The sequence below is a fragment of the Arthrobacter sp. CMU6 genome (genome assembly GCF_059090205.1).
Map to the genome: position 1 here is coordinate 1 of NZ_JBNHFL010000060.1, position 8,236 is coordinate 8,236.

8 protein-coding genes and 2 pseudogenes are annotated in these 8,236 nt (G+C 65.1%); 7 read left to right on the forward strand and 3 right to left on the reverse strand.

The window, feature by feature from the left end; all coding sequences use genetic code 11:
• The 3 genes and pseudogenes from AC5RWD_RS22815 to AC5RWD_RS22825 all read right to left on the reverse strand — a co-directional run.
• Positions 1 to 373, reverse strand: a pseudogene (locus AC5RWD_RS22815) (hypothetical protein); the annotation flags it as partial.
• 113 nt (positions 374 to 486) lie between these two features.
• Complete coding sequence (locus tag AC5RWD_RS22820; protein WP_494022206.1) at positions 487 to 720, reverse strand: hypothetical protein; 234 nt, start codon at positions 718 to 720, stop codon at positions 487 to 489.
• 135 nt (positions 721 to 855) lie between these two features.
• On the reverse strand, positions 856 to 1,776 hold the full coding sequence (locus tag AC5RWD_RS22825) for a LysR substrate-binding domain-containing protein (protein WP_494022207.1): 921 nt from the start codon (positions 1,774 to 1,776) through the stop codon (positions 856 to 858).
• Positions 1,777 to 2,323: 547 nt separating this feature from the next.
• Between AC5RWD_RS22825 and AC5RWD_RS22830 the strand changes: the two genes are divergently transcribed.
• The 7 genes and pseudogenes from AC5RWD_RS22830 to AC5RWD_RS22860 all read left to right on the forward strand — a co-directional run.
• Positions 2,324 to 3,112 carry a LamB/YcsF family protein gene (locus tag AC5RWD_RS22830; protein WP_494022208.1) on the forward strand — a complete coding sequence of 263 codons (789 nt, stop codon included), beginning with the start codon at positions 2,324 to 2,326 and terminating at the stop codon, positions 3,110 to 3,112.
• 1 nt (position 3,113) lies between these two features.
• Complete coding sequence (locus AC5RWD_RS22835; RefSeq protein ID WP_494022209.1) at positions 3,114 to 3,839, forward strand: 5-oxoprolinase subunit B family protein; 726 nt, start codon at positions 3,114 to 3,116, stop codon at positions 3,837 to 3,839.
• Positions 3,836 to 4,849, forward strand: a complete 1,014-nt coding sequence (locus tag AC5RWD_RS22840; protein ID WP_494022210.1) for a 5-oxoprolinase subunit C family protein — start codon at positions 3,836 to 3,838, stop codon at positions 4,847 to 4,849. Before AC5RWD_RS22835 ends, AC5RWD_RS22840 begins: the two co-directional genes overlap by 4 nt.
• Before the next feature lie 48 nt (positions 4,850 to 4,897).
• The gene (locus AC5RWD_RS22845) at positions 4,898 to 6,238 is read left to right on the forward strand and encodes an MFS transporter (protein ID WP_494022211.1); all 1,341 of its coding nucleotides are present in this window, start codon (positions 4,898 to 4,900) and stop codon (positions 6,236 to 6,238) included.
• Positions 6,239 to 6,268: 30 nt separating this feature from the next.
• Positions 6,269 to 7,018 carry an SDR family oxidoreductase gene (locus tag AC5RWD_RS22850; protein WP_003797554.1) on the forward strand — a complete coding sequence of 250 codons (750 nt, stop codon included), beginning with the start codon at positions 6,269 to 6,271 and terminating at the stop codon, positions 7,016 to 7,018.
• Positions 7,019 to 7,065: 47 nt separating this feature from the next.
• The gene (locus AC5RWD_RS22855) at positions 7,066 to 8,007 is read left to right on the forward strand and encodes a 2-hydroxyacid dehydrogenase (RefSeq protein ID WP_494022212.1); all 942 of its coding nucleotides are present in this window, start codon (positions 7,066 to 7,068) and stop codon (positions 8,005 to 8,007) included.
• A 132-nt stretch (positions 8,008 to 8,139) separates the two neighbouring features.
• Positions 8,140 to 8,236, forward strand: a pseudogene (locus AC5RWD_RS22860) (gluconate 5-dehydrogenase); the annotation flags it as partial.

Consider the following 8,236-nt stretch of genomic DNA (forward strand, 5'->3'; position numbering starts at 1 on the left):
GCGTCGTTCCGGACCCGCGCCCGGCAGTCCCGGTGGCGGCGCCACCGGCCAACAGGACATCTGCAAACTGGACGTCCCTAAAGAGAAGCTCGGGGAAGGGGTCCTCGGGGAAAACGCCGTCGGCAAACTGTCCCCCGGGAAATGGGTCATCGGGAACGGCGTCGAGGTCACCGTCGTCGGGAGCCCCATTCCCGAAGAAGCCGTCGTCCGCGAACTCATCGAACGGAAAGGCTTCGTCAGAGAACCAGCCGTTAGGAACCGCGTCAACGGCAAAGACCGCGTCGGGAATAAGGGCGTAAGGAACCGCGGCAGCGTGCAAGTCGTCGCCGTGCGGCGCCGCTGCTGTCAGTAATGAAATCCCGCTGCCCTCCATGGACTCAGTCTGCCAAGGGGGTACGACAATTAAGGGCCGATCCAGCACCAGACGCGGGGGATGATCTAGAAACTTTTTTGGATCCACGCGAGAGGCTAGCGGGGGTGCGCCCGCTAAACGCGGTGGGGGACCGGGTAGGCGGGTGTGCCTACGACGGCGTCCTCCAGATACCAGACCGTTGAGTCGCCGCCGCTCACCGGCATGATGCTCCCCTCGAAAACGAAGATCGGAGCTGCGGACCGGTCCTCCGGCCGCCAGAAACCGTTAGTGGGGCAGTGCGACCCGGTTTTCGCCATGAGTCCCAGACTCGGGTCGGTAGTTCTCCGGATGGTGCTGAGCTTTTTCATGGCAGGCTCCCCGTTGATTCTGATTGTGGAAAGTGCTTTTCCACAATTTCTTGGCTTGCTGCCAATATTAGAATCCCGCGAGGCCGGTTACTAAGACAAATGATGAGTGCCCTAATAAGCGGAACCTATGAACCCCTAACGGCCATACTTATTGCTGAGCATTTCCTGCAGCATTTCCTTTAGCACCAGGAGTACAGCCGACGCCGCCTCCGAGAGGGGATCGTGGTCGGGTGTGCACAGCGCGATCTTGCACTGCAGGGCCGGGTCCACAATCCGCAGGACTTGGAAGTCCTCCTCATGGAACAGGGCATCCGCAGCCGACTTGGGCATGATGGTGGCCCCCAGATCCGCCCGCAGCAGACGGGCAATCGACGGCACCGACTCCACCTCGCCCACGAGCTGGAGCTTCAGTCCCTTGCTGTCGAAACCCTTCTCCACGGCCTGCCGGAGGGTGTGGATCTTCTCGGGGAGGAAGAGCCCCAGGCGGGCCACCTCCTCCAGAGTAATCTCGCCGTTGCTGGCATCGACGTCCGGCCTGGCCGCGTTGACCACCAGGTGCAGGTCCTCGACGATCATCGTGGTGAAGAGGACGCCGCGGATGGGACCAGGCTCGTAGATGAGGGCCATGTCCAGCCGGCCGTTCTTGATGGCCTCACTCAGGACGCCGCCATAGATTTCCGTGACATGCAGGACAATATCCGGGTACCGACGGGCCACTTCGCTGATGATCTGGGGTGTCAGGCTCGAGGCCATGCTGTAGGGCGCAATCGCGATGGAGACCCTGCCTGACGGCGCGGCCCCGGACTTGGCAACGTCCTGCCGGGCCTGTGCCACGAGCCGAAGGATGGACTGGGCATGGCGGTACAGCGTGTGCCCGGCGGCCGTTGGCTGCACGCCCTGCTTGCTGCGGATCAGCAGCCGCTGCTTCAGTTCGGTCTCCAGCGCCGAAACCTGCTGGCTCAGGGCCGGCTGTGCCACGTGGAGTGCGGCCGCCGCCTTGGTGATGCTTCCCGAGTCCACGATCTGTACGAAGTACGCAAGTTTCCTGGTATCCACGGCCGCCCTCTCTCTTTGCGGCGTCCTGAACCCACAGAAGGTCATATCGGGTCGCTATGGAGGGATACGCAATAGGTCTTTGTGTGATCCACATCGCTGACACTAGGTTGAACCCAGAACGCTATTTCATTAAGCCTACATTCTATCCCCTCCGGTGACATGCAAATTCCTGATGGGGTCAGATGCATTTTGCATGCTAATCGCTTTTACCGAAATTGCCCGCTTCTTTTACATTGCCGAAATAAACGCTCCATATCTTCAAATCAACGAGGGCGGGCCGCCAAGGGCCGAACCCTCCTTAACGGAAAGGAGGCGATCATGGACTCCACTGCGGAGGTGGTCATAACCGCCACCTATCCCGTGACACCGATTACGTCTTTGTGTGAGCCAAATCCCGATGTCAGACTTTTTTGCAGACGCCGGTAGCCCGGCAGTGCCGGACCGGGAGCCCTTCACAGGGCCGGTTCGGACACACTTCATCACAGCGCAGCTGATCCCTTCGCCCTAGCGGGCAGGACCGCTGCTAACCACCCCAGGAAGGCCGATAATGGGACCCAGAGTTGATCTCGTCGCAGATCTTGGAGAAGGCTTCGGCGCCTACTCGATGGGCGACGACGCAGCCTTGCTCGAGGTGGTTTCCAGTGCCAACATCGCCTGCGGCTTCCACGCCGGTGACCCCGACATCATGCACGCCACGGTCGCTGAATGTGTAAGCCGCGGCGTCAGCATCGGGGCGCACCCGAGCTTCCCGGACCTGCGGGGCTTTGGCCGGCGCGCCATGGACCTGACGGCGGACGAAGTCCGCAACGACGTCCTGTACCAGTTCGGCGCGCTGAGTGCTTTCGCCGCGTACCACGGCACCAGCGTCGCCCACATTGCACCGCACGGCCGCCTGGGCAACCTCGTTGCCACCCGCCCCGACTACGCGGCAGCTGTGGCCGATGCCGCCGCCCGCCTCAAGCCCGGCCTCATCGTCCTGGCACAGGACGGCGAACTTGCCTCCGCTGCCGCCGAACGGCAGCTCCCGGTGGGCATCGTCGGCATCGCCGACCGTGCCTACGAAGCCGACGGCACCCTGGTGCCCCGCGGCCGCCCCGGCGCCGTGATCCACGACCCCGCAGCCATCGTCGAACGCACCGTGCGGATGGTGTGCGAAGGGCTCATCGAGACCGTTGCCGGCACGGACCTGCCGATTGTTGCCGACACCGTCCTCCTGCACGGCGACACCCCCGGTGCCGTCCAGGTGGCCCGCCAGGTCCGCGCCGAACTGGAGAACGCCGGCGTGAGCATCGCCCCGCTCGCCCAGGTTCTGGCCGCCAAAGAGAAGGTCGCCTGACATGGCCGCCACCCCCAATCCCACTCCGGTGGAGATCTTCGAGTCCGGGGATTCAGCCCTGCGGGTCGTTGCCTCCTCCGCTGACGCGGAGGCCAACTGGAGCACGGTCCATTCCCTCGCGCAGTGGCTTGAAACTGTAGGGGCCGACGGCGTACACGGTGCGGTGCCCACGTACGACTCGCTGCTCGTGGAATTTGACCCCGGGGTCACCTCGGCGCGCCAGGTCCTGGCCTTCATGCTCCTCGGCCGGCGCCAGCTCGAGCACGTCGGTGCACCTGCCCGCACGCCCAGGGAGTTCACTGTCCCCGTGGTTTACGGCGGCGAGTACGGCCCCGACCTGGAGCGCGTTGCCGAGCATGAGCAGCTCTCCCTGGAGGAGATCATCGCGCTCCACACGGCCAAGTCCTACGTCATCCGCTGCCTCGGAGCCCCTGCGGGTTCACCCATGATGGACGGCCCCGATTTTCCGCTTCCTGTTCCGCGGCTGAAGGACCCCCGGCTCTCTGTTCCTGCAGGTGCCGTGGCCGTTGCCGGCCGGCAGGCCGTCATCGCCCCGGCGGTGGCGCCCGGCGGATGGTGCGTCATCGGCCAGACCCCGCTGACGGTCCTGGACGCCGCCAATGAGCCGCTGGTTCCCTACCTGCCCGGCGACCGCCTGACGTTCCGCCGGATCCAGCCGGAAGAGTTCGCAGACTACGCGGGCCGGAAGCTGGAGGCAGCACAATGAACGGGTCACTGATCATCCAGCAGCCCGGAAACTCCGTGGTCACAGATCTGGGCCGCTTCCGCGGACCCCGGTTCGGGCTTCCCGTCAACGGGGCGCTCGACCAGTTCTCGGCACGGGCGGCGAACATCCTCGCCGCCAATGCCGACAACGCGCCCCTGCTGGAAATAACCGCCCTGGACTTCCGGATGCAGGCCACCGCAGACGTCCTCATCGCCGTCACCGGCGCACCGCTGACCCTCACGGTCGGCGGGCGCGAATGCCCGCAGTGGGAACCGGTGTCCGTGCGTGCGGGGGAGACCGTGGCGGTGCGCCGCATCACCGGCGGCCTCCGCGCCTACCTGGCCGTCCACGGGTCGGTCGAGGCGCCGGCGCTGCTGGGAAGTTGTGCCCCTGATACGGTCATCGGCTTCGGCCTTCGGCTCTCCGAGGGTACCGAGCTGAAGACCTCCAGGAGTGTCGGACCCATCCGGCAGCCATACTTTGACCTTCCGCTGTTCAGGCTCGGGCTGACCAGGCCCGAATTCAGCAGCCGGGCGGTCATTGACGTCACGGACGGTCCGGACGTCGACGAATTCGGCGACACAGCAGAGTTGCTGTTCAACACCGAATACACCGTCAGCGGCCGGAGCAACCACATCGGGCTGCGCCTCGGCGGTGCCCTTCCCGAACGTCAATCGTCAGCCGAAGTGCTGTCGCGCGGCGTTCCGGTGGGAGCCATCGAGGTTCCCTCCAGGGAAGAGCTGCTGGTACTGCACCGCGGACGCGGTGTCACCGCCGGCTATCCCGTCCTGGCAGTGGTCACCAGCCGCTCGCTCGACACCCTTGCCCAGGCCAGGCCCGGGCACACCATCACCTTCCGAAAGACCACCGTCCCTGAAGCCACAGCAAAGCATCGGGCCGCATTACGGGAACTGGAAAACCTCCGTTCCCGAGTCAGCACAGTCTTCGCCCTCCTTGGCATCGGCAAAGAGCCCGGCTGGCCGGAACTCATACCGGCAGCCGGCAGCTGAGGATCACCGATGAACTCCCCTCGAACCAAGTTCAAGATAGGAATGAAAATGTCTACATCAACGCGTGCGGGTGCACCGCAGCATGACCGCCTCGATGCGAGGCAGACCCGGAAAGTCGTTACCGCCGGGTGTGTCGGAATCTTTGTGGAGCTTTACGACAACGGCATTTTCGCCTTCATGGCCGGAACACTTGCCCTCGTGTTCTTGGCTCCCGGCAACCCGGACAACGCCCTGCTGTTCGTCTTCGCCGGCTACGCCGTGTCGTTCTTTGTCCGTCCCCTCGGCGCCGTGGTCTGCGGCATTCTGGGCGACAAGATCGGGCGGCAGAAACTACTGGTCTTTGTCATCCTTCTGATCAGCGTCGCCACCGCCGGGATCGGGCTCCTGCCCGCCTACTCGGCCATCGGCATCGCAGCCCCCGTGCTGCTTGTGCTGCTTCGCATGCTCCAGGGCTTCTCCGTCGGCGGCGAGGCTGCCGGCGCCATGACCTTCCTCGCCGAGCACGCCCCTGAAGGCAAGCGCGGCATCATCACCTCCTACGCCCAGATCGCCTCCTTCGCTGCCCTGCTCACCGGTACGCTGGTTGCCTACTCCATGTCACCGTGGCTCACCCAGGCAGCGATCGACGGCGGCGGCTTCGGTTCCTTCGCATGGCGCATCCCGTTCCTTGTCGCCATCCCCATGGGCGTCATCGGCTGGTACATCCGCAAGGCCATCAGCGACACCCCGAACTTCCAGAAGCTGAAGGAAGAGGGCGGGCTGTCCAAGAACCCGCTCAAGGAAGCCTTCGCCTCCGCCGAACACCGCCGCGCCATGGTGCTGGCCCTGTTCATCCCGCTCATGAACGGCTCCGGCTACTACGTCCTCTTCTCCTACATGCCCACGTTCCTCAAGGGTAAGCAGCTCAACTTCACCATCGGTGAGGCCCTCCTCGTCACGGCCTGCAGCCTGGTGGTCATCTGCATCGCGATCCCGTTCATGGGCGCCCTCTCCGACCGTATCGGACGCAAGAAGGTCATCGCCGGCGCCGCGATCGCCATGGCTGTCCTGGGCATCCCGGCCTACGCCCTGATCGCCACCGGCAACATGGCCCTGGCCATCCTGGGCGCCTGCATCATGGCCGTCGTCTTCGCCGGGCACACCGCGGTGATCCACATCCTGATCGTGGAACTGTTCCCCACCCGCGTCCGGTACTCGGCCTACGGACTGGGCTACAACATCTCCTCGGCACTCTTCGGCGGGACTGCCCCGCTGCTGATGACCTGGCTGATCTCGTCCACCGGCAACGTCTACATGCCCGCCTTCTACGCCGTCATCACCGCGCTGGGCACGCTGGCAGCCGTCAGCACCGTCAAGGACCGCGCGCACCTTCCCCTGCGCGACGCCTAACGCTTACTACTGCACAACCAGGAGATTTAAATGCCGTTTTCAGACTACTCAACCGCCCTCGTCACCGGCGCCTCAACCGGGATGGGTGCCGCGATCGCCGAGCGCCTGGCCAAGCGCGGACTCACGGTCCACGCCGTGGCCCGCAACGAGGAGCGCCTGAACGACCTGGCCGACAAGACCGGCGCCATTCCCCACGTCGTGGACCTGACCGACACCGCGGCCCTGACGGCCGCCGTCGGACACCTCGAAGTCGACGTCCTGGTCAACTGCGCCGGCGTATCCCGGCCCGGCAACATCCTGGACTCGTCAGAGGACGACATCGACGAACTCATTGACGTCAACCTCCGCGGCCTGCTCCAGCTCACCCGCCTGGTCCTGCCGGGCATGGTGGAACGCGACCGCGGGCATGTCATCAACATCAGCTCCATCGCCGGCCTGTACAACTTCTACGGCCACACCGTCTACCACGCCACCAAGGCGGCCGTGCACCAGATCTCGCGCCAGCTGCGCAACGACACCGTGGGCAAGCGCATCCGCGTCACCGAGATCTGCCCCGGACGCGTCGAGACGGAGATCTTCGGCCGCAACATGGGAGGCACGCCCGAGGCCATGGAAGAGGCCTGGAAGACGTACTACGAGGGCTACGAATCCCTGACCACCGATGACATCGTCAACGCCATGGATTACGCGATCGAAACACCGCGCCATGTAAATGTGGGCATGCTGGAACTGATGCCCACCTTCCAGGTCCCCGGCGGGCTCACGTTCGACCGGCGCTAGCCGCCACGCCGCCCAATCCGCCCCAGATCCACAGAAACAGGTTTCCGATGCAACCAGTACGCACCGTCAGCTTCCCCGACCGGCAACTGCTCGCCGATCTCTCACCCCTTCCTGAGGGGCTGAGAGGTGTTGTCTGGGACATGAAGTCGGATCCCGAGGACGCGACGCTGGCAGAGATCGACGGCGTCATCCTCCCGTACATCAACGCCGGCGCCGTTCTGGGATCACTTGCCCGGGTGGACGAACTGAAGTTCGTCCAGACTCAGTCCACCGGATACGACGGCGTCATTGAGGCGGCCGGTCCGGCGGCCGGCGTCGCCAACGCCTCCGGCGTTCATGCGGCGGCGACGGCGGAACTGGCGGTGGGGTTGATCCTCGTCAAACTGCGCGGCATCGACCAGGCCGTCCGCGACCAGCAGTACGGCCTGTGGCGGCCGGAGCGGCGCCAGTCCCTCGCGGACCGCCGCGTGCTGCTGGTGGGCGTCGGCGGGATCGGGCACGAGATTGCCCGCCGGCTGGAGCCCTTCGAAGTCACTGTCACCCGGGTGGGCAGCACGGCACGGACTGACGAGCACGGCGAGGTCCACGCGTCCACGGACCTCGCCGCGCTGGCCGGAACTCACGACATTCTGGTTACGGTGCTGCCGCTGAATGACCACACCCACCGCCTGATCGGCGAGGAAGTCCTGGCAGCCCTGCCCGACGGCGCCCTCGTGGTGAACGTGGGCCGCGGCCCGGTGGTGGACACGGCGGCCCTGACCAAGGAAGTTCTGTCCGGCCGCCTGCAGTGTGCGCTCGACGTCGTCGATCCGGAACCGCTGCCGCAGGACCACCCGCTGTGGTCCGCGCCCAACGCCCTGATCACCCCGCACGTCGGCGGGAACACCTCGGCCTTCGAACCCAGGATCCTGAAGCTCCTGCGGAAGCAGCTCGAAGCCCTCGCCGCCGGACAGGCGCCGGCCAACCTCGTGCAGCGCGGCCCCTTCTAGGAACAGCCGCTGTCCACAAAGAGCGCGAACGTACACTTGTGGCCCCCACAGCGGGGCCCCAAGTGTCCGTTCGGGCGAAAAAGATCGACCATTTCGCGCACTGCGCAGACCGCGGCGAAGGAGCTGCTCTTCATGACTTCACTTTTTGATTTGACCGGGCGGGTTGCGTTGGTGACTGGTTCGAGCCGGGGGATTGGTAATGCGTTGGCGCGGGCGTTGGCTGATGCGG